General features: G+C 68.9%; 28 protein-coding genes, 1 tRNA gene and 1 pseudogene. 10 read left to right on the top strand and 20 right to left on the bottom strand.

The genetic code is table 11. The features are described from left to right. The 6 genes and pseudogenes from AC04L7_RS00640 to AC04L7_RS00615 all read right to left on the bottom strand — a co-directional run. A pseudogene (locus tag AC04L7_RS00640) lies at nucleotides 1-450 on the bottom strand (hypothetical protein); the annotation flags it as partial. 38 nt (nucleotides 451-488) lie between these two features. Then, nucleotides 489-1,436: an NAD(+) diphosphatase gene (gene nudC / locus AC04L7_RS00635; RefSeq protein WP_299347125.1), complete on the bottom strand. Its 948-nt coding sequence runs from the start codon at nucleotides 1,434-1,436 to the stop codon at nucleotides 489-491. Between the two features lie 20 nt (nucleotides 1,437-1,456). After that, entirely contained in the window at nucleotides 1,457-1,843 is a 387-nt protein-coding gene (erpA, locus tag AC04L7_RS00630) for an iron-sulfur cluster insertion protein ErpA (protein ID WP_213604616.1), read from the bottom strand. Between the two features lie 37 nt (nucleotides 1,844-1,880). Next, a complete protein-coding gene (locus tag AC04L7_RS00625) occupies nucleotides 1,881-2,609 on the bottom strand; it encodes a DUF6776 family protein (protein ID WP_299347127.1) in 729 nt (242 codons plus the stop codon). 47 nt (nucleotides 2,610-2,656) lie between these two features. Next, nucleotides 2,657-3,085, bottom strand: a complete 429-nt coding sequence (locus AC04L7_RS00620) for a bactofilin family protein (protein WP_436000437.1) — start codon at nucleotides 3,083-3,085, stop codon at nucleotides 2,657-2,659. 1 nt (nucleotide 3,086) lies between these two features. Further along, nucleotides 3,087-3,821 (bottom strand): DUF6776 family protein, encoded by a 735-nt coding sequence (locus AC04L7_RS00615; RefSeq protein ID WP_436000439.1) that lies wholly within the window; start codon nucleotides 3,819-3,821, stop codon nucleotides 3,087-3,089. Between the two features lie 98 nt (nucleotides 3,822-3,919). Here AC04L7_RS00615 and AC04L7_RS00610 point away from each other — a divergent pair, with 98 nt between their 5' ends. From AC04L7_RS00610 to AC04L7_RS00600, 3 genes are all read left to right on the top strand, one after another. Beyond that, nucleotides 3,920-4,540: a DUF4126 domain-containing protein gene (locus AC04L7_RS00610; RefSeq protein WP_299347131.1), complete on the top strand. Its 621-nt coding sequence runs from the start codon at nucleotides 3,920-3,922 to the stop codon at nucleotides 4,538-4,540. 82 nt (nucleotides 4,541-4,622) lie between these two features. After that, complete coding sequence (locus tag AC04L7_RS00605) at nucleotides 4,623-6,524, top strand: EAL domain-containing protein (RefSeq protein WP_299347132.1); 1,902 nt, start codon at nucleotides 4,623-4,625, stop codon at nucleotides 6,522-6,524. Between the two features lie 44 nt (nucleotides 6,525-6,568). Continuing rightward, the gene (locus AC04L7_RS00600) at nucleotides 6,569-9,022 is read left to right on the top strand and encodes an ATP-binding protein (protein ID WP_436001106.1); all 2,454 of its coding nucleotides are present in this window, start codon (nucleotides 6,569-6,571) and stop codon (nucleotides 9,020-9,022) included. On the opposite strand, the gene bfr is transcribed toward AC04L7_RS00600, so the two are convergent. From bfr to AC04L7_RS00585, 3 genes are all read right to left on the bottom strand, one after another. Beyond that, on the bottom strand, nucleotides 8,989-9,465 hold the full coding sequence (bfr, locus tag AC04L7_RS00595; RefSeq protein WP_299347135.1) for a bacterioferritin: 477 nt from the start codon (nucleotides 9,463-9,465) through the stop codon (nucleotides 8,989-8,991). The genes AC04L7_RS00600 and bfr overlap by 34 nt on opposite strands. Nucleotides 9,466-9,582: 117 nt before the next feature. Beyond that, nucleotides 9,583-9,795 (bottom strand): (2Fe-2S)-binding protein, encoded by a 213-nt coding sequence (locus AC04L7_RS00590; RefSeq protein ID WP_296281909.1) that lies wholly within the window; start codon nucleotides 9,793-9,795, stop codon nucleotides 9,583-9,585. A gap of 67 nt (nucleotides 9,796-9,862) precedes the next feature. Further along, nucleotides 9,863-10,459, bottom strand: coding sequence for an RNA pyrophosphohydrolase (locus AC04L7_RS00585; RefSeq protein ID WP_475512367.1), 597 nt, complete (start codon nucleotides 10,457-10,459; stop codon nucleotides 9,863-9,865). A 116-nt stretch (nucleotides 10,460-10,575) separates the two neighbouring features. Between AC04L7_RS00585 and AC04L7_RS00580 the strand changes: the two genes are divergently transcribed. Beyond that, nucleotides 10,576-10,652 (top strand) — tRNA-Met (locus AC04L7_RS00580). A 202-nt stretch (nucleotides 10,653-10,854) separates the two neighbouring features. Here the strand turns inward: AC04L7_RS00580 and AC04L7_RS00575 are convergent. The 3 genes from AC04L7_RS00575 to AC04L7_RS00565 form a co-directional block, all read right to left on the bottom strand. Beyond that, complete coding sequence (locus AC04L7_RS00575; RefSeq protein ID WP_299347138.1) at nucleotides 10,855-11,709, bottom strand: hypothetical protein; 855 nt, start codon at nucleotides 11,707-11,709, stop codon at nucleotides 10,855-10,857. A 259-nt stretch (nucleotides 11,710-11,968) separates the two neighbouring features. Continuing rightward, the gene (mobA, locus tag AC04L7_RS00570; RefSeq protein WP_436000443.1) at nucleotides 11,969-12,526 is read right to left on the bottom strand and encodes a molybdenum cofactor guanylyltransferase; all 558 of its coding nucleotides are present in this window, start codon (nucleotides 12,524-12,526) and stop codon (nucleotides 11,969-11,971) included. Beyond that, entirely contained in the window at nucleotides 12,523-13,947 is a 1,425-nt protein-coding gene (locus AC04L7_RS00565; RefSeq protein ID WP_475512366.1) for a molybdopterin molybdotransferase MoeA, read from the bottom strand. Before AC04L7_RS00565 ends, mobA begins: the two co-directional genes overlap by 4 nt. A gap of 117 nt (nucleotides 13,948-14,064) precedes the next feature. Between AC04L7_RS00565 and AC04L7_RS00560 the strand changes: the two genes are divergently transcribed. The 6 genes from AC04L7_RS00560 to arsN2 are packed head-to-tail and all read left to right on the top strand — an operon-like array spanning nucleotide 14,065 to nucleotide 16,907. Then, entirely contained in the window at nucleotides 14,065-14,394 is a 330-nt protein-coding gene (locus AC04L7_RS00560) for an ArsR/SmtB family transcription factor (RefSeq protein ID WP_436000447.1), read from the top strand. Beyond that, nucleotides 14,391-14,882: an ArsI/CadI family heavy metal resistance metalloenzyme gene (locus tag AC04L7_RS00555; RefSeq protein WP_436000449.1), complete on the top strand. Its 492-nt coding sequence runs from the start codon at nucleotides 14,391-14,393 to the stop codon at nucleotides 14,880-14,882. Before AC04L7_RS00560 ends, AC04L7_RS00555 begins: the two co-directional genes overlap by 4 nt. 20 nt (nucleotides 14,883-14,902) lie before the next feature. After that, nucleotides 14,903-15,382 carry an arsenate reductase ArsC gene (locus tag AC04L7_RS00550; protein ID WP_436000451.1) on the top strand — a complete coding sequence of 160 codons (480 nt, stop codon included), beginning with the start codon at nucleotides 14,903-14,905 and terminating at the stop codon, nucleotides 15,380-15,382. Between the two features lie 18 nt (nucleotides 15,383-15,400). After that, nucleotides 15,401-15,790: an arsenate reductase ArsC gene (locus tag AC04L7_RS00545; protein WP_299347146.1), complete on the top strand. Its 390-nt coding sequence runs from the start codon at nucleotides 15,401-15,403 to the stop codon at nucleotides 15,788-15,790. Then, a complete protein-coding gene (locus AC04L7_RS00540; RefSeq protein ID WP_436000454.1) occupies nucleotides 15,790-16,464 on the top strand; it encodes an aquaporin in 675 nt (224 codons plus the stop codon). Before AC04L7_RS00545 ends, AC04L7_RS00540 begins: the two co-directional genes overlap by 1 nt. Beyond that, on the top strand, nucleotides 16,461-16,907 hold the full coding sequence (gene arsN2 / locus AC04L7_RS00535) for an arsenic resistance N-acetyltransferase ArsN2 (protein WP_296281889.1): 447 nt from the start codon (nucleotides 16,461-16,463) through the stop codon (nucleotides 16,905-16,907). Before AC04L7_RS00540 ends, arsN2 begins: the two co-directional genes overlap by 4 nt. Before the next feature lie 17 nt (nucleotides 16,908-16,924). Here arsN2 and AC04L7_RS00530 read toward each other — a convergent pair whose 3' ends face one another. The 8 genes from AC04L7_RS00530 to AC04L7_RS00495 all read right to left on the bottom strand — a co-directional run. Beyond that, the gene (locus AC04L7_RS00530) at nucleotides 16,925-18,292 is read right to left on the bottom strand and encodes an ATP-binding protein (RefSeq protein WP_299347162.1); all 1,368 of its coding nucleotides are present in this window, start codon (nucleotides 18,290-18,292) and stop codon (nucleotides 16,925-16,927) included. Nucleotides 18,293-18,309: 17 nt separating this feature from the next. Beyond that, nucleotides 18,310-18,984, bottom strand: coding sequence for a response regulator transcription factor (locus tag AC04L7_RS00525; protein ID WP_296281887.1), 675 nt, complete (start codon nucleotides 18,982-18,984; stop codon nucleotides 18,310-18,312). 24 nt (nucleotides 18,985-19,008) lie between these two features. After that, nucleotides 19,009-19,674: a tetratricopeptide repeat protein gene (locus AC04L7_RS00520; RefSeq protein ID WP_436000459.1), complete on the bottom strand. Its 666-nt coding sequence runs from the start codon at nucleotides 19,672-19,674 to the stop codon at nucleotides 19,009-19,011. Then, nucleotides 19,655-20,500: an SDR family oxidoreductase gene (locus AC04L7_RS00515; RefSeq protein WP_436000461.1), complete on the bottom strand. Its 846-nt coding sequence runs from the start codon at nucleotides 20,498-20,500 to the stop codon at nucleotides 19,655-19,657. The genes AC04L7_RS00520 and AC04L7_RS00515 overlap by 20 nt, the downstream gene beginning before the upstream one ends. Continuing rightward, nucleotides 20,500-21,174 (bottom strand): TenA family transcriptional regulator, encoded by a 675-nt coding sequence (locus AC04L7_RS00510; RefSeq protein WP_436000463.1) that lies wholly within the window; start codon nucleotides 21,172-21,174, stop codon nucleotides 20,500-20,502. Before AC04L7_RS00510 ends, AC04L7_RS00515 begins: the two co-directional genes overlap by 1 nt. Then, on the bottom strand, nucleotides 21,171-22,676 hold the full coding sequence (locus AC04L7_RS00505; RefSeq protein ID WP_475512365.1) for an AMP-binding protein: 1,506 nt from the start codon (nucleotides 22,674-22,676) through the stop codon (nucleotides 21,171-21,173). The genes AC04L7_RS00510 and AC04L7_RS00505 overlap by 4 nt, the downstream gene beginning before the upstream one ends. Then, entirely contained in the window at nucleotides 22,673-23,332 is a 660-nt protein-coding gene (locus AC04L7_RS00500) for a thermostable hemolysin (protein WP_296281879.1), read from the bottom strand. The genes AC04L7_RS00505 and AC04L7_RS00500 overlap by 4 nt, the downstream gene beginning before the upstream one ends. A 141-nt stretch (nucleotides 23,333-23,473) precedes the next feature. Further along, a partial coding sequence (locus tag AC04L7_RS00495; RefSeq protein WP_475512364.1) for a sodium:solute symporter family transporter occupies nucleotides 23,474-24,092 on the bottom strand: 619 nt, incomplete at its 5' end.

Genomic DNA, 24,092 nt, shown 5'->3' with positions numbered 1-24,092 from the left:
GAACAGCACGCCAAACCAGCGGCGCAATGCATTGGCGAACACGGCCTCCACCAGCGCGGGACCATCCAGCGCCGCCGTCTCGCCCGTCAAGCCGAGGCGCGCGATGGCGGCGCGACGGCTCGGGGCGTCGTGCGCATCGATGACGGCTTCGACGTCGACATCGAGATCGCGGGGACCCCACGCATAGACCAGGACCGCGATATCGAACACCAGGCCCACGAGTCCGTAGACCGGTCCATCGAGCAGCCACTGCAGCAGCGCGACCACCAGCAGCACCGGCACCAGCGCCAGTGCGATGCCATGGCGTGCCTGCCACGCGCCGCCCGCCGATTCGCCCAGCCAGTGAAGCCACGCGTCGTACCACGCGTACCGACGGAGCGAGGCGACCAGCGTAGGCGCGACATGGCCCAGCACCAGCGCAAGCACGACGGCAACGAGCGTGATCGACATGCGGGCTCCTCCGGCCGGGATTCTAGCGTGGGGGGCTGTTAACGCCCGGTCTCGGCTGCCGTGGGCGCGAGGCGCGCGCGCATGCCGGCGTGCCAGTGCTCGATCAGCGCGCGCGCGATCGAAATCGACGGCGACAACAGCAGGCCCTCGCCGTCGTCGCTGCCCTCGCGCGCGAGCGCGGCGTCGATCTCATCGAACGAGAACCAGCGCGCGTCCTCCAGCTCGCCGTCGACCTGCGGCAGGTCGGGTTCGGCGTCGGCACAGAAGCCCAGCATCAACGCACCCGGAAAGGGCCACGGTTGCGCACCCAGGTAATGGCACGATCGCACCCGCACCCTGGTTTCCTCCATCACTTCGCGGGCGACGGTCTGCTCGAGCGTCTCGCCGGGTTCCACGAAACCGGCGACGACCGAATAGCGACGTGGCGGCCACGATGCCTGTCGGCCGAGCAGCAGGCGCTCGCCGTCGCTCACCGCAACGATCACGGCGGGGTCGACGCGCGGATAGTGGTCTTTGCCGCACTGGGTGCAGTGCGCGATGTACCCGGCCCGGCGGAACGTGATGTCACCGCCACAGGCACTGCAGAAACGGGTCGACGACTGCCAATGCAGCAGCGCGCGCGCCATCGCGAAAACACCCGACTCGAATGCGGGCCAGGTCGCCGCCGCACGCCGCAGGTCACGCCATGCGGGCGCTTCCACCGCATGGTGGCGGGCATGCGCGGCGAACCACGCCACGCCGTCGCGCACGCCAAGGAAGAGGCTGGCGCCGGGACCCCCGCCCAAGGATGCGCCTGCGCTGGCCAGCAGCGCACCGTCGGCATCCGCCATCGCGCGCCCTTCATCGTCCAGCACCAGCACGCGCGCGTCCGGCCACAGGCGCGCCAGCGCGTCGGCGTCGTCGCGCAAGGCGTCGGCGCGGTCCAGCGTGTCGCCCGCGAAGGCGAACCCGGAAAGCGGTGCAGAAAGGGAAGCGTGACCTGTCACGGAACGCGGCAGGCCGAGCGTCACATGCTGAAACTGCTGCCGCAGCCGCAGGTGGTCTTGGCGTTCGGGTTGCGGATGACGAACTGCGCACCCTGCAGGCTTTCGCTGTAGTCCACCTCGGCACCCATCAGGTATTGCAGGCTCAGCGGATCCACCAGCAGCGACACGCCATCGGTATCCACGGCGACATCGTCTTCCGCACGGTTTTCGTCGAACTCGAACCCGTACTGGAATCCCGAGCACCCGCCGCCCTGGATGTAGACGCGAAGGGCGAGCGAATCGCTGCCTTCTTCCTGGATCAGCTCGCGCACCTTGGCGGCCGCCGCCGGCGTGAAGTTCAGCGGGCGGTCGATCGACTGGTAATCGGGCGCGGCCGCGGCAGTGGGCAGGGAAACGACGGTGGTCATGCGGCAAGGATGGGGGCTGGCGGAAGGCAGTTCAAGTTCAGCGCGTGCCGGCGCCTTCGCCGGCACCTTTCTTCGCCGACGCCTGCGCCCACGGGAACGACTGTTCCACGGCCGCGCCACTCTGCGGCACGACACGGGCGATGACGCGCACGGGCTTGAAACCGGGCGGCAGCAGCAGGTCGCCCTCGACCTGCTGGAAATACTTGAACGAGTACGGTACGCCCGGTGCATTCGGTTGCTGCCGCAGGTCGGCCCAGGCCAGGCGGCGCAGCTTGCCGGCCTCGGTCCCTTCCACGGACACCAGCAGGCGGCCCGCATTCACGGCGCCGCGGTTGAGGTTCTGCGTGAGCGTGGCGGTGAAGTGCCAGGCCTGTTCGTCCTGCGGCTGCAGGATGAGCTCGTGCACCGACAGGCCGCGACGTTGCGCGGTGGCACCGACGAACCGTTCGTAAAACGCGACATCGGCGCGAAGGCCGGCGATTTCCTCGTCGCGCTCGGACAGGGTGGCCTGCAGGTCGCGGTTGGCGTCGCGGCTGATCTGGTCGGAGCGGGACAACGTGGCGACCTGCTGCTCGAGCACCTCGATGCGCTGTTGCTGGACCCGCAGTTGCGCGGGCGTAGGGCCCGGCTCCGCGTCGCCCGCCAGCGCGTGCCACAGCGCCCAGCCGCCCAGCACGAGTACGCCGCCCAGCACCGAGAGCGCGATGACCGGCCCCCGTTTGAAACGGGGCGGAGGTACGTTCGGCGGGACGGGCCTAGCGTTCATGGCCGCAGGATAGCGCGGCCGTTCCCAGCGGGCTCTGAATGGCGCCRTCAGGCGTCGGCGGTGGCCCAGGCGTCGGTCGGTGCCGCTTCGTGCGCGCCGGTGTCCGCGGGCACCGCGTCGGCATGCACCAGCCGCCCCGTGAGTTGCGCACCGGCAGTCATCTCGACCACCTTGTAGTGCAGGTTGCCCTGCACGCGCGCCTTGGCGGCCAGTTCGATGCGCTCAAGGGCATGGACATCGCCGGTCATGCGCCCGTTGATCACCACCACCGGCACCTGCACCTCGCCTTCGATGCTGCCCTGTTCGGCAAGGGTCAGCACCGCACGACCGCCGGCTTCGGCGATCACCTTGCCCTGGATGTGGCCTTCCACGTACAGGCCACCACTGAACACGACGTCGCCCCGGATGGTGACCTGCGGACCGATCAGGGTGTCGATGGCGCCTACGTCGGGACGGATGGGCTTGGGCTTGAACATCTCACTCGCCTCCTGCGGCTGTGGCGGTCTTCCAGTCGAGGGCCTGCTCCACCGCCGCGTCCTCGCCATGCAACGACACCTTGACGCGTTGCGGGGTGAAGTCCGGCGGCAGCATCACGTTGCCATCCAACTGCTGGAAATAACGGAAGGAATACGCCTGCGCCGGGGCGCTGCGCTGCTGGTGCAGCTCGTCCCACTGCACCGTGGCCAGCTTGCCGGCGCGGACCCCTTCGACGATGAAGCGCATCTGGCCCTGGCTGATCGCGCCGCGGTTCATGGTCTGGGTCAGCATGATCTGGTAGCGCCAGGTGCCGCCGGCTTCAGGCGCGAATTCGGCAACGTGGACACTCAGGCCCTTGCGCTGGCTGGTCGATCCGACCAGACGCTCGTAGAACGCGATGTCCGCGCGCAGCGCGGCGATTTCCTCGTCGCGCTCGGCCAGACCCTCCTGCACTTCGGCATTGGCCGCGCGGCTGATCTGGTCTGAGCGGGCCAGCGTGGATTCGCGCTGGCGCAGGGTGGTCAGTTCGGCGCTCACCGCCTCGAGTTCGCGCTCGGCCTGGGTGCGCGCCGCATCGGCCTGCGCCAGCCGCGGCGCGGCGGTGTGGCTGGCTACCCACCAGACCGCGCCAAGACTGGCCACCCACGCCACCAGGAAGAGCAGCGAGGTGCCGCGGCGGCGTACGGCCGCGTCGCGCGGCACGATCCGGAAGCGGGAAGGAACAGGCGCAGGCATGACGGACAAGCGGCGGACGGCGCTCAGCCGGCAGCCACACGGGACCCCTATACTCGCCGCAGTGGCGCGAGCCCAAGAGTCTAACGGGAGTGGCCGGGATGTCCGAAGCGCATCTTTTCGTAATTGGGATCCTGTTGGCATGGATGGCGGGGATCCGCGTCTACCTGACGGTGTTCGGCGTCGGCCTGGCCGGCGCGCTGGGTTGGCTCGACTTGCCCCCCGCGTTGCAGGCGACCGAATCGTGGTGGGTGCTGGGCACTTCCGGTGCGCTGGCGCTGACGGAGTTCTTCGCCGACAAGATCCCGGGCGTGGACTCCGGTTGGGACCTGCTGCAGACCCTGGCCCGGGTGCCTGCCGGCGCCTTCCTCGCGGCCGCCACGCTGTCGCCGGACGGCCAGCTCAGCGGGGGCGTGCTGGCGGCCGGAGCCGGGGTCGCCCTGACAAGCCACGTGCTCAAGAGCGGCACACGCGCACTCATGAACACGTCGCCCGAGCCGGTCAGCAACTGGGCTGCGTCGGTCACCGAGGACGCGGTCGTGGTCGGCGGGCTGGCCTTGGCCTTTGCGCACCCCTGGATTGCGTTGCTGCTGGTGATCGGGACGTCGCTGCTGATCGCGGCGGCCGTCTGGTGGGTCTGGCGCAAGCTTGCGCGTGGCGTGAAGCGTCTGCTGCAGGCCGCGCCCCCGGCACATGCCTCGCCCCCGGCCTCCGGCCCGTGACAGGCGCCGGTGCATCGGTAATCATGACTCCGCCTCGGTCGTGAACTTCATCGCATAATGGGGCTCAGCTTGGGGAAGCCTGATGTCCACGCTCGATGCCACATCCCGCCCGCAGGACGAGCCTTCACGCTCACGCCTGCGGGCCGAAACACCACCGGCGCACCATTGGCGCCGCTGGGTGGACGATGCCGCCCCTGAGGACGCGGCGGATGCCCCTGGAGCCGGAGAGCCCGTCGAGATGACCCAGACGCCACCGCCCCCGCCTGTCGCCGCCCCGGCCGCTGCGCCTGCCGCGCCCACGGATGCGACCGCGCCCGCCCCGCCGCCGGAGCCGGTCGATCCGGAATCCCCGTATCGCGTGCTGATCGTCGAAGACGATCGCGGCCAGGCCCTGTTCGCCCAGAGCGTGCTGCACGGCGCCGGCATGCAGGCCGAAGTGCAGATGCAGTCCGACGGCCTGCTGGACACCATGCGCCGCTTCCGTCCGGACCTGGTGCTCATGGACCTGCACATGCCCGGCAAGGACGGCATGTCGCTGACCATGCTGCTGCGGCAGCAGCCGGAGTACCTGCACCTGCCGATCGTGTTCCTGACCGGTGATCCCGACCCGGAACGCCAGTTCGAGGTGCTCGAAAGCGGCGCCGACGATTTCCTCAACAAGCCGATCCGGCCCCGGCACCTGATCGCCGCGGTCTCCAACCGCATCCAGCGCGCGCGCCAGCGCAGCCAGGCACTGCAGGCGCCGCGGCCGTCGGTGAATACCGACACCGGCCTGCCGACGCGCAGCTTCGTGCTGCAGCAACTGGCGGACTCGCTGCAGCGCCAGTCGCGCGGCGGCCTGTTCTTCGTCGAGGTCAACAGCGCGTTGAGCCTGCGCGAGCGCTACGGCTACGCGGTGTTCGAGCACCTGATGAACCAGGCCGGCCGGCAACTGGCCTCCGTCGCGTCGCCGCATCCGGTGGCGCGCCTGAACGACAACAGTTTCCTGATGCTGGCCGACAGCGTCGACGAAGCCACGCTCGCCGCGCTCGCGCAGCAACTGCGCGACGGCCTGGCGGGCCACGATTTCCAGACGCGTCCCAACGAAGTCCTCAAGCTCCGCGGCTCGGTCGGGTACACCGCGCTGTCGCTCGGCTTCGCCGACGCCGGCAGCGCGCTGGAGGCCATCGAACGCGCGGTCCTGCAGGCACGCCTGAAGCCCGACAGCCTAGCCGAATTCGTGCCTGCCGAAGTCGACGACGACGCGCCCCGCATTTCGCTGGAGGACGGCCAGTTCGAACTCGCCTACCAGCCGATCGTCGCCGTCGCCGGCAGCGACCAGGCGCAGTACCAGGTGCTGCTGCGCATGCGCCAGCCCGACGGCTCGCTGCTGCCGGCATCGCAGGTGATCCCGGCCGCCGAACTGGCCGGCGGCATCGCCCAGATCGACCATTGGGTGCTGGAACACGCGCTGTACGTGCTGGCCGAACGGCAAGCGGCCGGTCCTTCGCTGCGCCTGTTCGTTTCGCAGTCGCCGCGCTCGCTCGCGCGCGAATCGCATGCGCAGTGGCTGCTCGACGCGCTGCGCGCGCGCGGCATCGAAGGCACGTCGCTGGTCATCGACCTGCGCCTGGCCGATGCGCTGATCCATACCGTCACCCTTCGCCAGTTCTGCCAGCAGCTGATGCCAGCCGGCGTGCAGTTCTGCCTCAGCCAGTTCGAACCCGGCGCGGAAGCCGACGCCCTGCTCACGCAGCTGCCGCTGGGCTTCGTCCGCGTTTCCAGCAAATACGCCAGCGCGCATGCGGATCCGGTGCTGCGCGACCAGCTGCGCGGCATCATCGACAACGCCCACCGCCAGGGATTGCAGGTGATCGGCCAGCAGATCGAAGACCCCCAGGCCGCGGCCGCCATGTGGATGGGCGGCGTCGACTTCATCCAGGGCAACCTGGTGCAGGCGGTCGGCAGCGAACTCGGCTTCGATTTCCACAACGCGGTGCTGTAACGATGCCCACGGCCGGTCGTACGCCGGTGATGCCCTGGGTGACCGTGGCGGGTGTCGCCGCCTTGGGCGTGGCGCTCGGCCTGCACTGGTCCGGCGTACCGGGCCCCTGGCTGCCGCTGACCGCAGGCATGGCCGCCCTTGCACTGGTCGCCGCCGTGGCCTCCGCCCTGAACGCACGCAGCGAGGCGCATCGCCACGCGGGCGTGCAGGCGCGCGCGGCGATGGCCGAATCGGAACGCGACGGTCTGCAGCGTGACCTGCAGCGCCATGATCGCCTTGAGCAGGAACTCGTGCGCGCCAAGCAGGCCGCGGAGTCCGCCGCGATGGCCAAGGGCGAGTTCCTGGCCACGATGAGCCACGAGATCCGCACGCCGCTCAACGGCATCGTGCCGATGCTGGAAATGCTGTCGCGGGCGCCACTGGCCGCCGACCAGCGCGAGATGCTGAGCACCGCGACCGCGTCGTCGCACCAGCTGCTGCGCATCGTCGACGACATCCTCGACTACTCCAAGCTCGAAGCGAACAAGCTGGACCTGGAGATCACCGGCTTCAACCTGCGCGAACTCCTCGACGGCGTGCTGCAGCTGATGTTCCGGCCGGCGGAGAACAAGGGCCTGCGCCTGAGCCTGCAACTCGACCCCGCCGTTCGGCTGCCCGTGCGTGGCGATCCGGTCCGCTTGCGCCAGGTGCTGACCAACCTGATCGGCAACGCCATCAAGTTCACCGAGCGCGGCACGATCACGCTGGTGGTGCGCCGGCTGGGCGAAACCGCCGCTCAGCACCTGCTGCGATTCGAAGTACGCGATACCGGCATCGGCATCGAAGAGGACGCGCGCCATCGCCTGTTCCACTCTTTCAGCCAGGCCGATGCCTCCACTACCCGCCTGTACGGCGGCACCGGGCTGGGGCTGGCGATCTGCCGGCGCATCGTCGACCTGATGGGCGGCCGCATCGACGTGGTGTCGGAGGTGGGGCGCGGCTCCACCTTCTGGTTCGAAGTGCCGCTGATGAAGATCATCGGCGACCTGCGCCAGCGCGACAACGGCGCGCTGGACCACGGCCGCGTACTGATCGTGTCGCCCGACGCGCGCCTGCGCCAACGTCTCACGCTGCTGGCGACCAACTGGGGCATGCAGCCGGTGGCGGTGGAAACGACGCAGGAAGCCCTGGATCGCCTGCGCCTGGTCGGCGAACAGGGGCAGCAGGATTATCTGGCGGTGCTGGCCGACGTCGGCGGCATCCGCAGCACGGCGCTGGCGCTGCACCGGACCATCACGCGGCGTCCTTCGCCCGACGCGCTGCGGCTGGTGTGGCTGTACGGCGACGAGACCGTGCCCGTCGAACTGCATCCCCGCAGCACGCTGCTGTCACGGCAATCGCCCGACGCCGACCTGCGCGCCGCCCTGACCGGCGCGGCACCCGAACAGGAGCCGGCGAACGAAGCGCTGGACGGGATGTTCCCGGAGCTGGCCGACATCGCGGCGCCGCCGGCGGATGCGCCCCCCGCTCACACTGAAGCAGAAGGCGTCGCGCGCCTCTCCGCCGCGCCCGAGGAAGAGCCGGCAACCGCGCAACCCGAGTCCGCGGTCGTCAGCGCGATGCGGACCGAACCCCGCCTGCTGCTGGTCGAGGACAACCCGGTCAACCTGCTGGTGGCGCAGAAGCTGCTGTCCGCGCTCGGCTTCTCGTGCGAGACGGCGGCCAACGGCGACATCGCGTTGAAGCGCATGCAGGTGGAGCACTTCGACCTGATCCTGATGGACTGCCAGATGCCGGTGCTCGACGGCTATGCCGCGACGCGGCGCTGGCGCGAGCTGGAGGCGCAGCGCGCCGACGGCGGTCGCCTGCCGATCGTGGCGATGACGGCCAATGCCATGGCCGGCGACCGGCAACGCTGCCTCGATGCCGGGATGGACGACTACCTGGCCAAGCCGGTGTCGCGCGAACAACTGGAAGGCTGCCTGCACCGCTGGCTGCCGGACCGCATGAACTTCGTGCTCCGCAATGCCGCCCTGGTGACGAACGCCGAACCGGCGATCCCCGCCCCCGCCGTGTCGACGGCCCGGGCGCCGGCGCCGAGTTTCCCGGTCCTGGACCAGACCATGCTGGAGGAACTGCGCGAGATCGCCGGCGACGAAACCACGCGCATCATTTCGATCTTCCTCGAAGACGCGCCCCGCCTGATCGGCACGCTGGAGAAGGCGGCGGCCGTGCCCGACCTCGATGCGATGCGTGACGCCGCGCATACGCTGAAGTCGTCGAGCGCGAACGTCGGCGCGATGGCCCTGTCGGCCGCGGCCAAGCGGGTGGAACTGGGCGCCCGTGCGCGGAAGCTGGAACGTCCGGCCGTGGCCGTGGCCCTGGTGATCGCCGAGTACGCGCGCGCGCGCATGGCCCTGCAAGGCTATGCGGCGCAGCAGCTGGGCCGGCCGCTGCTGCAGCCGCCGGCCGTCGCGACCATGCCTCAGTCGTCGCCCTCGAGCTTGGTCAACAGATAATTCGGCTCGCCGATGCGGTCGATGACCGACAACTGCGTTTCCAGCCAGTCGATGTGTTCTTCTTCGGAATCGAGGATGGCGACGAACAGCTGCCGGCTGACGTAGTCGGCGACGGATTCGCAATGGGCGATCGCCTCGCGCAATAGCGGCAGCGCTTCGTGTTCCAGCGCCAGGTCGCATTCGAGGATTTCACGCGGCGTCTCGCCGATGCGCAGCTTGCCCAGCGCCTGGAAGTTCGGCAGGCCATCGAGAAACAGGATGCGCTCCGACAGTCTGTCGGCATGCTTCATCTCGTCGATGGATTCCTTGTACTCGTGCTCGGCGAGTTCCCTGAAGCCCCAGTTCTTCAGCATCTTGGCGTGCAGGAAGTACTGGTTGATCGCGGTCAGCTCGTTGTAGAGCGCCTTGTTGAGGTACTCGATGACCTTGGTATCGCCTTTCATGGCCATGCTCCGTGGGCGGAAGGACGGCGAAGGTTAGCCCGTGCGCGCCGCGGGTGACGGAACGCGAATCGTGATCATTCGGTGATGCGACCGCGCTGCAACGCAGCCACGGGATCGTCAGGCGGCGTGCGACAGGCCGATGATCGGGAACACGCTCTCGCGAGGTGCGGGCTGGGCGGCCTGCAGCACGTCCATCGCCATGTCCAGGCAGCTGCCACAGTTGGCGCCGGCACCGGTCCGCATCGTGAGTTCGGCCATGGTGGTGCACCCGGCGCTGGCGGCTTCGCGGATCTGGCGGTCGGTCACGCCGTTGCAGATGCAGACGTACACGGTGGCGGTGGTGATGCGGCGGGCACGGGACGGCCCGGGGCTATTCCACCCCGAATGAGAATGATTGTCAATTCTTGAGGKGTTCGCCCACGCCGCCACGTTTACGCAGCGGTCGGTCGCGACCCCGGCGTCGGGGCGCATCCTGCGACCGGGGCATGGGCAGCTGGGGAGGGATCGCCTGCGGACCGGCGACCGTCCGGGCGAAGGTGGCCAAGTGCTCCAGCGCGCTGGCATAGACCCGGCGCTTGAAGATGACCACATGCTCGAGCGGGTACCAGAAGTCCACCCAGCGCCAGTGGTCGAACTCCGGGCTTTCGGTCAGGTCGAGGCGAAGATGCGCCTCGTCGCCCACCAGCCTCAACAGGAACCACACCTGCTTCTGCCCGATACAGACCTGGCGTTCGTTGCGCCGGATGGCGCGGGGAGGCAGTCGATACCGCAGCCAACCGGGCGTGACACCCAGAACTTCAACATGTTCGGGCAACAGGCCGGTTTCTTCGCGCAACTCACGATACATGGCCTCGACCGGCGTCTCGTCCGTGTTCATGCCGCCTTGCGGAAACTGCCAGCCATCCCGGCGCACGCGTCGTGCCCAGAACACCCGGCCATCCGGCCGCATCAACACGATGCCGACATTGGGTCGGTAGCCGTCCGGATCGATCACGATGCGGACTCCTGAAATCTACTGCCACCGACTCTGCCATGCCCCGCCGCAGGCGACAAGCACGTGCCGCCGGCTTGACAGGCGGGGGGTCGAAATGAAGAATACGCGGTTCACGCGGCTATGTAGCTCAGCCGGTTAGAGCACAGCACTCATAATGCTGGGGTCGGTGGTTCGAGTCCACCCATAGCCACCAGATTCCCGAGCGGAATCAACGCGTTGAAAGAAACCCGCCGCGAGGCGGGTTTTTTGTTGTGTCCGCGGGTGCGCCGGGCGAGTGCAATTCCTTGGCAACCCGTTCTCCCGTGTCACCCCGGTTCTACGTCTCAAGGGCAAGATTCTTTCCCGCAGCTGCCTGGATAGCGGGCGTCGCTTTCCGCCACACGGGCTGCCTCCCTTCAATAGCGCAGCGTGATGTAGAGGTGAGGTGTCGCACTGCGGATGCGGAAGTTGCCGCTGAACGTTGACGCGGGGGCCGGCATGCCGGACGCCGCAGGGTTGTTTCGCTCCAGTTCGGTGCGATGGATCGAATAGCGCACTCCTATCGCCATCACGGACGCAGGAAGGTACTCGAGGCTTACGCTGGCTTCTTGGCTCCGAGCCGCCAGCCGGTCTCCACTCCTGCGGCCGAGCGAGGCATCCGCCCCGACTCGCCAATCGCCTATCCGTCTGGCGTACTCAGCCCTGACATGCGGCAGGGTGACACGCTCGCTGGCGCTACTGTCGATCTCGAACTCACCCGGAAATCCCTCGACGATGGCACTCAGCTTGTTTTCAATCCGAACTCGGGAAGTACCTAACCCGATACCCCATGCCTGCCTGGCATCCTTGGCCAGGAACCACGTATAGGAAAGCGTCTCTATCTTGGCGTCCAGCGAATTGGAGATTGCCGTGCCACTCGAGAATCCGCTGCCATCGATGGTGATTGGCCGAGTGGTCCTGCCTCGATAGGCGTTCCCGATCTTCCAGCGCGTGGCCTGGAGCCGGTGCGAGTCGGCCAAGGTCACACCCGCTTTCCACTGGGACTCATCGAAATGGGGCAAACCCAAGTCGTCGTAGTAATCGACCTGGGTTCCGCTTGACAGGCCTGGGTAATCCCAGCGAGCGCCGAATTCAGTGCTTTCCAGTGGGATTGCGCTGCTCAGGTAGACCCGGTCGAGCACGGCGCCTGCTTGCGCTGCAGCCGGACCAGCGTGAACACAAAGACCCAGGCCGACAGCCAGGGGCAGCAGGGTGCGATTGACGTGATGCAAGGAGAACTCCTTCCTTCGGTCGGCGGCTCGGCGGCAAGAGGCGATGTACCGTATACGGGCAAAGGGAACAAAGCGTCGCGGACAGATCCCGCCACGAGGTACCAGCAGCGCCATGTAGGCCCCGTGCTGGCGACGTGCRCCCGCTAATCCGCCCCGCCCGCGAGCTTGATCGGGCCACGAGGCGCCGGTCAGAAGAAGGTTTGCTCAGCCACGTGTGCCCGCAGGGATTACTTCTGCAAGAAATTTCCGCTCGCCATGATCAGCAGAACTCCGCCTGCAGCGCCCTCCACTCCGCCGGTGTATTGCAGTTGCGCAACGCATGCTCCCAACGCGTCGCCGGCAATACCCGTGTACCCACCGCGCGCTGCAGTGCACGCAGCGAGCGCTCGCCGCCGGAACGCGCGCCGACAGCCTCGATCACCGTGCGCGTGCCGGCGTCCGCGCGCAGCGCCATCGGCAATGGGTGGCCGTCCACGCAGGTGCAGGTGGCGCCGGTGGTGAGCAACGCCTGCAGCAGGTCGACGGACAGCAGCGGCATGTCGACGGGCACGACGATCCATGCACCGTCGTGCAGGCGCGGCGCCAGTTGCGCCAACGCGCCCATCGGCCCGGTATCGGGCGTTGCATCGGGTATGCCCCCCAGGTCATGACGGTCGCCGCTGACGATCACGTCGTCCGCGCCCGCCGCGATCAAGCGTGCGTGCATGTGCGTCAGCAGCGTGCCATTGCCCCAGGGCAACGCCGCCTTGTCCGTGCCCATCCGCGACGAGCGACCCCCGGCCAGCAGGACGGCGCGCCACGTAGATACGCCGCTCATTCGCAGGTCCAGGACGGGGCGCAGAGATGGCTGCTGCCATGGACGTCCACGCATGTCCCGGCGTCGACGCGGCGCACGTCCGCCGGCAAGGTGATCCACACGGACGATCGCGAGAACGGCAATAGCCGGAACGAGGCCTGGCCGTCGGACACGTGCGCCCGCAACCGCCCTTCCGCGTCGCATCGGAGGGTGCCATGAAGCGCCGTGAGCAATCCCTCTCGCTTGTCGCAGTGCCTGGCGAGGGGTACGCGTCGCCGTGTTTCCGCAGGCAGGCCCAGCCAGGCGCGCAGCAGCGGCTCCACCAGGAAGCGGAAGGTCGCCGCCGTCGACAGGGGATTGCCTGGCAGGCCGACGAACGTCGGTCCGTTGCGCAGGCGCGCGGCCAGGACCGGCTTGCCCGGCCGCATCGCGACGCCATGGAAGAGCATGTCTGCATCGCGCACGGCGAGCGCGGCGGGAACGAAGTCGTAGCATCCCTTCGACACTGCTCCCGTGCTGAGGACCAGATCGACCCCGTCGGCGAGCGCCGCATCGAGCGCGGCCTGGAACGCGGCGACGTCGTCGCCGACGCGGGTGATGTGGATGGCTTCCGCGCCGGCCGCCGACAGCGCGTGCACGAGCCAGGGCGAGGTGGCGTCGTGGATGCTGCCGATCGGCAGCGGTTCGCCAATGCGTGCGATTTCACGCCCCGTCACCAGCAACGCCACGCGCGGGCGACGCACGACCCGGATCGCGGCAATGCCCAGGCCCGCGAGAAGCATCAGCGCCCCGGCATCCACCACATGGCCGGCCGGCAACACGCACTGCCCCGGCTGCACGTCTTCGCCGCGTCGTCGGAGATTGGCCCCCGGCACGATATCGTCGCGCACGCGGACGCGTGATACCCCCGATGCGGACGAAGCAAGCCGGTCGAGATGTTCCAGCGGCACCACGGTATCGGCGCGCGACGGCAGCGGCGCGCCCGTCATGATCTCCCACGCCTCGGCGTCGTCCTGCGGCGCGGGTGCACCGGCACCAAGGCGCGCGCCGATCTCCCACAYGCGATCGGGGGCGATCGGCCGGCCTTCGGTCACGAGAGCCACGCCGTCGAGAGCGGCGTTGTCGAAGGGCGGCAGGGCAATGTCGCTCACCACCGGGRCCGCCAGCACACGACCCATGCCATCGAGCGGCGCGACCGCGCATGCATCCAGCAGCAGCACGCCGTCTGTCAGCCGTTTCACCGCCTCGTGATAACCGATCAACTGTGTCCTCTTGGCCAGCGGCGCCGCACGACAGCCTAGTGCCCGACCCCGTACTTGCCAATCGCATCCCTCGCCCACGGGTGCGTCGAGCCACGCCCGCACCGTGTGCGCGATCCGCGCTGCCCTGCGCCGGACAGAGAAAGGGCTCCGTGTGCGCGTGACGGGGCGGGCCTGCTCCATACGTGCCCGCGGACGGGCGGGACGTGGATGCGCGCACAACGATTACGCCTACACGGCCTGCATGCCGGAAGGGATTGACCTGTCGTATATTTCCTATATTCTGGAATTATGGAAACAATGACCGCCCTGAAATCGCTCGCTGCGCTCAGCCACGAGTCCCGCCTGGCCGCGTTCCGCACGCTGGTGCAGGCGGGCCCCGACGGCCTGGCGGTCGGCGAGTTGCGCGACCGGCTCGACCTTCCACCCGCCACGCTGTCCGCACATCTCAACGTGCTGCGTGCCGCCGCGCTGGTCCACGACACCCGCGAGGGACGGGTCATCCGCGTGCGCGCCAACTACCTGCAGATGAACGGGCTGATCTCATATCTCACCGAGAACTGCTGCAACGGCGTCGCCGCCTGCGCGCCCGCCACGTCATGCCCACCCCGAAAGAAGGCCACGTCATGAACCGCTTCCATGTGCATCTCAACGTCACCGATCTCGACGCCAGCATCCGTTTCTATACGCACCTGTTCGCCAGCGAGCCCGCCGTGGTGAAGCCGGACTACGCGAAGTGGATGCTCGACGACCCCCGCGTCAATTTCGCCATCTCCAATACGGGCCGCGCGCCGGGCGTGGACCATCTGGGCCTGCAGGCGGATGACGATCGCGGGCTCCGCGAGTTCGGCCGTCGCCTGGATGCCGCCGGTGGCAGTGTCGTACCGGAGCAGGCGGCGATCTGCTGCTACGCGACGTCCGACAAGCTGTGGACCGAAGATCCGCAGGGCACGCGCTGGGAAACCTTCCACACGCTCGGCGAAGCCACCACCTATCACGCGGGCGATGCCGCCTGTGCGACGGACGGCACAAGCTGCACGCCTGACCCCAAAGCCATGAAAGCCGCAGTCGCCGCTTCCGGGAGTGCCTGCTGCGCGCCCCGGTCCGGCTGTTGCTGACGGTCGCACGAGACGCCGACATGACCGACCATCTCTACCGCGTGCTCTTCCTCTGCACCGGCAATTCCGCCCGCAGCCAGATGGCAGAAGCGTTGCTCAACGTCCTTGGCAAGGGACGCTTCGAGGCGTTCAGTGCAGGCAGTCAGCCGACGGGCCATGTGCAGCCGCTGGCGCGCAAGCTGATCGAAGAACTGGGTTATACGACGCCCTTGCGCAGCAAGGCATGGGACGAATTCGCCGCACCCGACACCGCTCCGCTGGATTTCATCATCACGGTTTGCGACAAGGCCGCAGGTGAAGCCTGTCCGGTGTGGCCGGGCCAGCCGGCGCTGGCGCACTGGGCCGTGCCCGATCCCGCCCTGCGGCCCGATGACCTGGGCGCCTTCATGGATGCGTGGGTCACCCTGCGGCGTCGCATCGAACTGCTGTTGGCTCTGCCGCTGCCCTCCCTCGATGCCCTCGCGCGTGAGCAGCACGTGCGTGCCATCGGCCTCTCCTGAACTGCCGACGACATCGCCATGACGAATCCCCGTGTTCTCTTTGTCTGTATCGAAAACTCCAATCGCAGCCAGATGGCCGAAGCCTTCGCACACCTGCATGGCGGTGCTGGCATCGAGGCCTTCAGTGCCGGGTCGCGGCCCTCGGGGCGTATCAACCCCAAAGCGATCCGTTTCATGTCCGAGCTCGGCTACGACCTGTCGACGCATGGCTCCAAGTCGCTGGATGACGTGGACGGCGAATTCGATGCCGTCATCACCATGGGCTGCGGCGACGAGTGCCCGTGGATTCCGGCGAAGCGGCGCGAGGACTGGGGCTTGCCGGATCCGCGCGACATGGACGACGACGGGTACCGGGCCGTGCGCGACGACATCGGGCGCCGGGTGAAGGCGCTGCTGGAATCGCTCTGATGCAACGCGCCCTGCTGGCCGAAGGCCTCGGAACGCTGTTGTTGCTGTCCGTCGTGGTCGGCTCGGGGATCATGGGCGAGTCGCTGGCAGGCGGAAACGTTGCCGTGGCATTGCTCGCGAACGCGGCGGCGACCGCCGGTGCGCTGTACGTACTGATCACCACGCTGGGACCGGTGTCCGGCGCGCACTTCAATCCTGCGGTGACGCTGGCCATGCGCTGGCGTGGCGCGATCGGCACGCGTGCGGCGGTCGCCTACATGGCCGTGCAGATCGTCGGCGCCGTAGCCGGGGTGCTGCTTGCGCACGCGATGTTCGATCTCGCACTGTTCCAACCCGGTACGCGTGCGCGCAGCGGTGGCGCGCAGTGGCTCAGCGAAGGCGTCGCCACGTTTGGCCTGCTGCTGACGATCCTGCTGGGCCTGCGCCATCGTGCAAGCGCGATCCCCGCGCTGGTGGCGAGCTACATCTTCGCGGCGTACTGGTTCACCGCCAGCACGTCGTTCGCCAATCCGGCGGTGACGGTGGCGCGTGCGCTGACGCAGACCTTCGCCGGGATCCGACCCGACGACGTCCCGGGTTTCATCGTCGCGCAGCTTGTCGGTGCGGCCCTCACCGTGGGCGTCGCAACGCGGCTCGCTTCGTCGGCGCCGCCCGTTCAGGAGGAATCCGCGTGACCACGATTCGTTTCGCCACCGAGGACGACCTGCCGCACCTGCTTGCGCTGTTGAAGCAATCCTCGCTACCCACGGAAGACCTGGTGGATGCCGACGTGGCATTCCTGGTCGCTGACAGCGATGGCACCATGGCGGGGGTGATCGGGTTGCAGTCCTTCGGCACGGATGCGCTGCTGCGTTCGCTCGCAGTCGCAGCGGATCATCGTGGCCAAGGGCTCGCGCGTCGACTGGTGGCGGAACTGGAGGCCGCCGCGCGCCGTCGCGGCATCGACACGGTGTACCTGCTGACCCAGACCGCCGAGCGCTTCTTCCTGCTGCAGGGTTTCGAGGCGCTGCCTCGCCACGAAGCGCCCGCCACGCTGCAAGCCTCGGCAGAGTTCCGTTCGCTCTGCCCTGCCTCCGCGGTGTGCATGCGCAAACGCCTGACGCGGTCGGTGGCCTGACGCGCGCACCGATAAGGTCAGGCCAGGCAGGGCAGCTCCACCCGCACGGACAGCCCGCCCCACCGCGACGAAGGCGCCAGGCGGATGGTGCCGGCGTGTGCGGTGACGACTTCCTTGACGATCGCCAGGCCCAGGCCGCTCCCTTCGTGCGGGCTGCCCAGGCGGCGGTAGAAGCGGTCGAACACGCGGGCATGGTCCTCGTCGGGGATGCCGGGGCCGCTGTCGTCGACCACTAGGAACGCGCGGCCGTCGCTCTGGCCGGTAAGCACTTCGATGCTGGCGCCAACGGGGGCGTAGCGGGAGGCGTTCTCGACCAGGTTGCGCACCAGCAGGCCGAGCGCGATCTCGTCGCCGGACACCTGCACGGGCTGCAGGTCCGCGTGCAGGACTTGGCCCTTGGCGTCGAGCAGGGGTCGGGCCGCGTCGATCTCGACGCCCGCCAGCGCCGAGAGGTCCAGCCGCGCGGAAGCCGGCGCGCGCGCCGTGCTCTCGGCGCGACTCAACGACAGCAGCTGCGCGACCAGGCGCTCGACGCGCTGCACGCTGGCGGCCAGCAGTTGCTGCGACGCCTCCCGCTCGCGGTCGTCGCGGGCATGCTGTGCGTTGTCGGCGTGGATTTTCAGTGCGCTGATGGGCGTGCGCAGTTCGTGCGCGGCGTCGGCCACGAAGTTGCGCTCGCGCACCAGCGCCACGTCCAGGCGTTGCAGCAGGCCGTTGATGGCATCGACCAGGCCGCGCGCCTCCTGCGGCACCTCCGCCGGATCCAGTGGCGAGAGTCGCTCGGGATCGCGCTGGCCGATCTCATGCGAGATACGTCGCAGCGAGCGCGTCGCCAGCGCGACACTCCACCACACCGCCAAGGCGATCAGCGGAAGCGACAGCAGCAACGGCAGCAGCGTGCCGCCGGCGATGTCGCCGGCCAGTTCCTCGCGGATGTCGGTGAGTTCGGCGGACTGGAACCATCGTCCGTTCGGCGATTGCAGCGTGAACGCACGCCAGTGCGCCCCGTCCACCACCACGTCCTCGTAGCCGGCCTCCAGGGTCGCCAACGGACGCGCCGGCGCGCTGTCGGAGCGCAGCAGCAGCCGACCCTGCGCATCCCATACCTGGAACGCCAGCTTGTTCTCGTAGGCATGGCCATCGTTGAACGCCAGCGCCTCGCCCACGCCGTGCGCCTCTCCATGCCAGCCGCGCAGCACGATCGGCTCGCCCGGAAACGCATTCAGTTCGCTGAGCGGCTCGTCGACCAGGCTCACCAGTACGCGGGTGGACTGCACCAGGCGTGCATCGAACATCTCGCCCGCTTCCTGCAGGCCCGCGCGATAACTCAGCAGGCCCGCGGCGGCCATCACCACCGCCAGCGTGCCCAGCAACAGCCACAGCAGCGTCGCGCGCATCGACCTCATGCAGCATCCCCACCGGCGTCGCCCAGGGCGTAGCCGAGGCCGCGCACGGTGCGGATGATGCCGGGCTCCAGCTTGCGGCGGAGCTGGTGCACATGGACGTCGACGGCATTGCTGGCCACGTCCGCGTCCCAGCCGTACAGGTGCTGCTGGATGGCGTCGCGCGCCATCGGGCGGCCGCGCTGTTCCATCAGCACGCGCAGCAGGGCGAACTCGCGTCGCGTCAGGTCCAGCGCCCGTCCCTTCCAGGTCGCGGTGAGCGAGGCGGGATCGAGCCGCAGCGGGCCCGATTCCAGCGAAGGATTCGCGCGCCCCGCGCTGCGCCGGATCAACGCACGTACGCGCGCCAGCAGTTCGGCGGTATCGAACGGCTTGCCCAGGTAGTCGTCGGCGCCGACATCCAGCCCCAGGGTGCGGTCGGCCGGGCGTTCGCGTGCGCTCAGCACGAGGATCGGCACGGCGTCGCCGGTGGCGCGCACCTGACGGATCACCTCGATACCGTCCATCCGTGGCAACCCCAGGTCCAGCACCACCAGGTCGAAGCCGCCATCGCGCAGCGCGAGCAGGCCGCTCGCCCCGTCCTGCACCCAATCGACGGCGAAGGCGCCGCGCCGCAGTGCGGTGCGGAGGCCTTCGCCGAGCGACAGATCGTCTTCCACCAGCAGGATGCGCATGCAGCCAGTCTGGTGGCCGCCCCCTCAGTGCGCAAGATGCGTCGCCACGTCCTTCAGCTTCGCCTGCGCTTCCTGGCGGCGACCGGCGTCGGCGACCTCGCGACCCGGGCGCGCAGGCGCCGCGAGCGCCTTCTGGAAGGCCGCACGGGCACCGGCCCAGTCCTTCTGGTCGCGCAGGAAATCGGCGTAGAAATAATTGGCGTCGATGCCGTCCGGATCGATGGCCAAGCCCTTGCGCAGCATGGTGCGCGCGGCATCGTCGTCGCCGAAGCCGAGCGGCCAGCCGGGCACCTGGTAGTAGAGCGCCCCCAGGCTCGTGTATGCCGCGCCATCGAGCGCATTCGCATCGAGCTTGATGGCCGCTTCGAAATCCGCGCGCGCGCGCTTCACCAGGCCCAGCGCACCCATGCCGCCCTTCTCGCCGGCCAGGCTGGACAGCACGATGCCTTCCCAGATCAGCGCCGAAGCGTCGCGCGGGTTCGCCTGCCTGACCTTCTCGGCCTGGTGGAGGAGATCCTCGAACGCGGACTCGCGCTGCGCCTTGGGCACCTGGTAGTTGACCTGCGCCCAGCGGTCGCGCACCTGCGATGCGCTGCTTGCGCCCGGCTCGGCGGCCATCGCGATGCCCACGATCAGGGCGGTGGACATGAGGATCAGGAAGAGCATGGACTTACCGTGGCGTCGTTTCATGGCGAAGGGTCTCCTGCGGTGCATGGGAAGTTCGGGGCGGTCGCGCATGGCGACGGATGATGGGCAGGCTGGCGCGAAGGCTGCGGTCGACGAGGCCGGGCAGCGCCCCGTTGAGGCGGGCGAAAAGCTTTTCCGGCCAGCCTATCTGCAACCGCGGCGCACCCCGCACGATCGCGGCGACCAGCTGGCGCGCAACGTCGGCGGGCGCATCGCTGGCCACCTTCAGCTCCACGTTCAGAGCGTCGACCGTGGCGCTGTTGAACGGCGTGCGCGTGGCGCGCGGCGACAGGTACTGGAAGCGCAGCGGCGTGTCGGCATATTCGCGCGCCAGCGCTTCGGTCATGCCGCGCAGGCCGAACTTGCTTGCGCTGTAGGCGGCGAAACCGGGGAACGCCAGGCTGCCGAAGGTCGAACCGACCACGGCCACCGACGCTGCATCGTGCATGCGCAGCAGGGGCAGCAGGGCATGTACCAGCAGCATCGGCGCCACCAGGTTGGTCTGCATCAGGTGCGTCATCTCCTCCGGCGACTGGTCCTCGAACAGGCCGAACGCGGCCTGCGCATGCGCGAGCACGAGCACCGATGGCGTGGGAACGGCGGCACGCGCGGCCTCGATCACGCGCGCACGACCCGCTTCGGTCGCCACATCACCCACCGCCCACGACAGGCGGCCCGCAGGCAGTTGCTGGGCGAGCCGGCGCAGCCTGGCTTCGTCTCGCCCCACGGCCAGCACATGCGCGCCGGCGGCGAGCAGCGCCGCGCACAGCGGCACGCCGATGCCGCCACTGGCCCCGGTGACGACCACGGTCCGACCGGCAAGGTCCATCAGGCCGCCTCCGCCAAGCGCACGCCGTCGCTGCGCAGCGTGCGGAAGATATCGCCGTACAGCACGTAGAAGCGGCGCGCCGCGTGCACGATGGCGGCCTTGTCGCCCTCGTCGTCGATGCGGTCCATCAGTCGCTTGAAGAAGCCGACATGCTCGACGTCGAGGTCGCCATGCGAGAGCAGGTAGCTGAAGGCGTTGCACGGAAGATCGAGCGACGTCTGCAGCGTGTTCGCCGCGCGCGTGGCGAGCGCCACGCTGGTGCCTTCCAGCACCAGCACCATGCCGAAGAAGCCGACCGGATTGCCGCGCTGGATGGTGTCGTAGGCGTAGCTGACCATGAGCTCCGTCGCCAGCGAAGGCGTGGACGCTTCCGCCGCCGCGCGGTCTTCACCGCACACGGCGATGTCGTCCAGCACCCATTCGTGGTGCCCCATCTCCTCTTCGATGTACTCGCCCACCGCAGTACGCAGCCACTCCAGCCGGGCCGGCAGCCGCGCGCCACAGGCCATCAGCAGTGGCACCGTGTGGCGGACGTGGTGGAAGGCCTGGGTCAGGAACGCCACGTAGTCGTCGCGGGCGATCCTGCCCGCAAGCGCGGACTGGATGATGGGGATGGACAGCAGGCCATCGCGCTCGCGCGCCGTCTTCGCGACCAGTTCGTCATGGAAACTCATGCAGCAACTCCGGAGGGGGATACGTTGGGGGCGCGCCGGTAGCAGGCGTCGACGTCGGCCTGGTAGTGGCCGAGGATCGCCTCGCGGCGCGGGCGGCCGTTGGCGGTCATCAGGCCCGCGTCCGCAGTGAAGGGGGCGCCCGCGCGCACGAAGCGGGCGATGCGTGCGTAATCGGGCAAGCCGGCGTTGACGTCGGCCAGCGCACGCGCGAGACGCGTGTCGTCGATGTCGGCGCGGCGCGGCACCAGCACCGCCACGTTGTCCGCCTGGCCCTCGCCCCACACGACCGCCTGGGCGATGGCGGGGTGTGCGAGCAACTCGCTCTCGACCCACTCCGGCGACACGTTGCGGCCGAACGCGGTGATGAAGACGTTCTTGCGGCGACCGGTGATGTGCACGAAGCCCTCGTCGTCCATGTAACCGAGGTCGCCGGTGCGGACCGGGCCTGCCGGCAGCGGTTCACCGCCGAGGTAGGCGAGCGCACGCGCGCCGTCGACCTGGATCTCGCCGTCCACGATCGAGACGCGGGCGTGCGGCAGCGGGCGACCAACGCTGCCCTCGCGCAGCGCATCGGGGCGGTCCAGGCAGACCACCGACCCGCATTCGGTCAGGCCGTAACCCTCGAACACCGGCAGCCCGAGCGCGCGAGCGCGTCGCAGCAGGCCCGGACCGACGCGTCCGCCACCGACAGCGACGTAGCGCAGCGACGGCGGAAGTGGCGCGCCCTGCTCGGCCGCCATCACCAGCGCCAGCAACAACTGCGGCACCAGGATCACGCTTTCCGGCTGGTAACGGTGCAGGCAACGCAGCAGGGTGGGCACGTCCAGGCCGGTGGCGCCGGTGTAGCCGATCTCGGACAGCGACGGCAGCGCGATTTCCGCGTCGGCAAGCAGGGTCGCGTACAGGCCCGCCACGTTCTCCAGCAGCGTGGCCAGCGGCATCAGGCACAGGTGCCGCCGCGGCGCGATCGACGCCGCGGCATCCACCAGCGACGCGGCGACGGTGAACAACGTGTCCGCGTCGAGGCATACACCGCGCGGGCGACCCGTCGTGCCGGAGGTATAGGTGATGCACGCCGCGCGCGCCGGCAACCCCGTCGCGCCGCTCTCGTCGGCCGGCGTTCGCCAGCATGCCAGCCGCTCGCCATCGAGGAAGCCGGTCAACGCTTCCGCGCCCGGCGRCATGGCATCCTCGCGTGCCGTCATCACGCACTGGGCGCCGCTGTTGGCGAGCGCATGCCGGACCTGCGCTTCGGAGAAGAACATCGGCAGCGGCACATGCACACCGCCGACCTCGCGCAGCGCCAGGTCCAGCACGAACCAGGACGGCCCGTTGTCCAGGCGACTGGCGACACGGCGGATGCCGCTCTTCGCCAGCCAGGCGACCAGCGCATCGATCCTTGCGGCCAGCATCCGGTCGTCCAGCACGCCGTCCGCGGTGATCACGCGCGGCAGGGTGCGCTGGCCCGGGTTGCGCAGCACGACATCCATCGGCCGGATCATGGCGCGCCCGCCAGGCACAGCATCGGCGCATCGCATGCCTGTGGCCGCGGGACTCCGCGCAGATAGGCGACGCCTTCGGCCAGGTTGCCGCAGATCAGCCGCGGACGCGAGGCGTAGTAGCGACCCCAGTCGCCGCTGGCGTCGCCGAGTCGTTCCGCGCGGGCCTCGGCCAGGTCGAGCATCGGCAGGTGCAGTCGCTCGAATGCATTGCGCAACTGCTGGGTCGCCACCAGCAACACCCAATCCATGCCCGCGGCCTGCAGGGTGAGTGCGAGCTGCAGGATGAGCTCGCGTGCGATGCCGGGCGTGGTGGCGGCGAAGTTGCCCACTTCCACCACCCGGCGCCGGTCGACGTGCGCCAGGCCATGCTGCGACATCGCCTGTTCCACCGGCACGTCCAGGTAGTGTTCGACGAACAGCGGCCCCTCGCCGCCGGCACGCACGCCGACCGCGGCGGCGAGCCTCCCATCGCTGTCGCGATAGGCGATCAGGTGGGGGAAGAAGCTGCGCAGCGTCGCGCCGTGGCGGTCGCGATAGACGCCGGCGATGAACGCCTCCACCTCGGCGCGGTCCGGATCGCCCGGATCGACGAAGCGGACGCTGACGAAACGGCCGGGGAGCGGTGCGAGGGCGATGTGGGAGCGGATCCAGTGCATGGCGGGCATGCTGGAAGCGCTGGATTAAGGCCCAATTAGCCGGAAGTTAAGCCGCCATTAGATTCTGCGAATGAATTCGTGAGAATGCGCGCTGCATCAAGCCGCAGCTAAATCCCTTGTGAATGCCGCCCCGCTGGCGGGTTACCAGAACAGCGTGTAGAGCGCCACCAGGATGCCGAGCACCGCCACCGCACCGATGTTGAACGAAGTGCCCGTGCGGTACTCCACATCGTCCGTGCGGATGACGTCCTTCTCCGGCGCATGCGGCGTGGCCAGCGACACGACGACCGCCAGCGCCAGCGCCAGCAGGAACACCAGGCCGACGCGGTCGATGAAGGGCAGCGCCGGCCATGCCAGCTTCAGTACGATGGACAGCGCGAACGAGCCGATCGCCGCCGCCAGCGCGCCGGCCTCGTTGGCGCGCTTCCAGAACAGGCCCAGCATGAAGATCACCACGATGCCCGGGGTGAAGAAGCCGGTGTATTCCTGGATGTACTGGAACGCCTGGTCGAAGCTGCCGAGGAGTGGTTTGGCCGCCAGTATGCCGAGCACGACGGTCACCACCGCGGCGATGCGGCCCACGCGCACCAGCGTGGCTTCGCTGTGCTGGCGTTTGCCCTTGGCGTAGAAATCCAGGGTGAAGATCGTCGCCACCGAATTGATCTTCGATGCCAGCGACGCGACGATCGCCGCCACCAATGCGGCGAACACCAGGCCCAGGATGCCGGTGGGCAGCAGCCGCATCATCGTCGGATAGGCC

It is taken from the genome of Pseudoxanthomonas sp. LjRoot204_2 (assembly GCF_056175765.1).
The sequence above is the reverse complement of the archived record's forward strand: the minus strand, read 5'-3'. Positions and strand labels throughout refer to the sequence as shown.

Coding starts and splice junctions, on each gene's coding strand:
- erpA (WP_213604616.1), bottom strand. CDS start 1,843: ATGACCACCGTCGTTTCCCTGCCCACTGCCGCGGCCGCGCCCGATTAC.
- AC04L7_RS00625 (WP_299347127.1), bottom strand. CDS start 2,609: ATGAACGCTAGGCCCGTCCCGCCGAACGTACCTCCGCCCCGTTTCAAA.
- AC04L7_RS00620 (WP_436000437.1), bottom strand. CDS start 3,085: ATGTTCAAGCCCAAGCCCATCCGTCCCGACGTAGGCGCCATCGACACC.
- AC04L7_RS00615 (WP_436000439.1), bottom strand. CDS start 3,821: ATGCCTGCGCCTGTTCCTTCCCGCTTCCGGATCGTGCCGCGCGACGCG.
- AC04L7_RS00610 (WP_299347131.1), top strand. CDS start 3,920: ATGTCCGAAGCGCATCTTTTCGTAATTGGGATCCTGTTGGCATGGATG.
- AC04L7_RS00605 (WP_299347132.1), top strand. CDS start 4,623: ATGTCCACGCTCGATGCCACATCCCGCCCGCAGGACGAGCCTTCACGC.
- bfr (WP_299347135.1), bottom strand. CDS start 9,465: ATGAAAGGCGATACCAAGGTCATCGAGTACCTCAACAAGGCGCTCTAC.
- mobA (WP_436000443.1), bottom strand. CDS start 12,526: ATGAGCGGCGTATCTACGTGGCGCGCCGTCCTGCTGGCCGGGGGTCGC.
- AC04L7_RS00560 (WP_436000447.1), top strand. CDS start 14,065: ATGACCGCCCTGAAATCGCTCGCTGCGCTCAGCCACGAGTCCCGCCTG.
- AC04L7_RS00555 (WP_436000449.1), top strand. CDS start 14,391: ATGAACCGCTTCCATGTGCATCTCAACGTCACCGATCTCGACGCCAGC.
- AC04L7_RS00550 (WP_436000451.1), top strand. CDS start 14,903: ATGACCGACCATCTCTACCGCGTGCTCTTCCTCTGCACCGGCAATTCC.
- AC04L7_RS00545 (WP_299347146.1), top strand. CDS start 15,401: ATGACGAATCCCCGTGTTCTCTTTGTCTGTATCGAAAACTCCAATCGC.
- AC04L7_RS00540 (WP_436000454.1), top strand. CDS start 15,790: ATGCAACGCGCCCTGCTGGCCGAAGGCCTCGGAACGCTGTTGTTGCTG.
- AC04L7_RS00525 (WP_296281887.1), bottom strand. CDS start 18,984: ATGCGCATCCTGCTGGTGGAAGACGATCTGTCGCTCGGCGAAGGCCTC.
- AC04L7_RS00520 (WP_436000459.1), bottom strand. CDS start 19,674: ATGAAACGACGCCACGGTAAGTCCATGCTCTTCCTGATCCTCATGTCC.
- AC04L7_RS00515 (WP_436000461.1), bottom strand. CDS start 20,500: ATGGACCTTGCCGGTCGGACCGTGGTCGTCACCGGGGCCAGTGGCGGC.
- AC04L7_RS00510 (WP_436000463.1), bottom strand. CDS start 21,174: ATGAGTTTCCATGACGAACTGGTCGCGAAGACGGCGCGCGAGCGCGAT.
- AC04L7_RS00500 (WP_296281879.1), bottom strand. CDS start 23,332: ATGCACTGGATCCGCTCCCACATCGCCCTCGCACCGCTCCCCGGCCGT.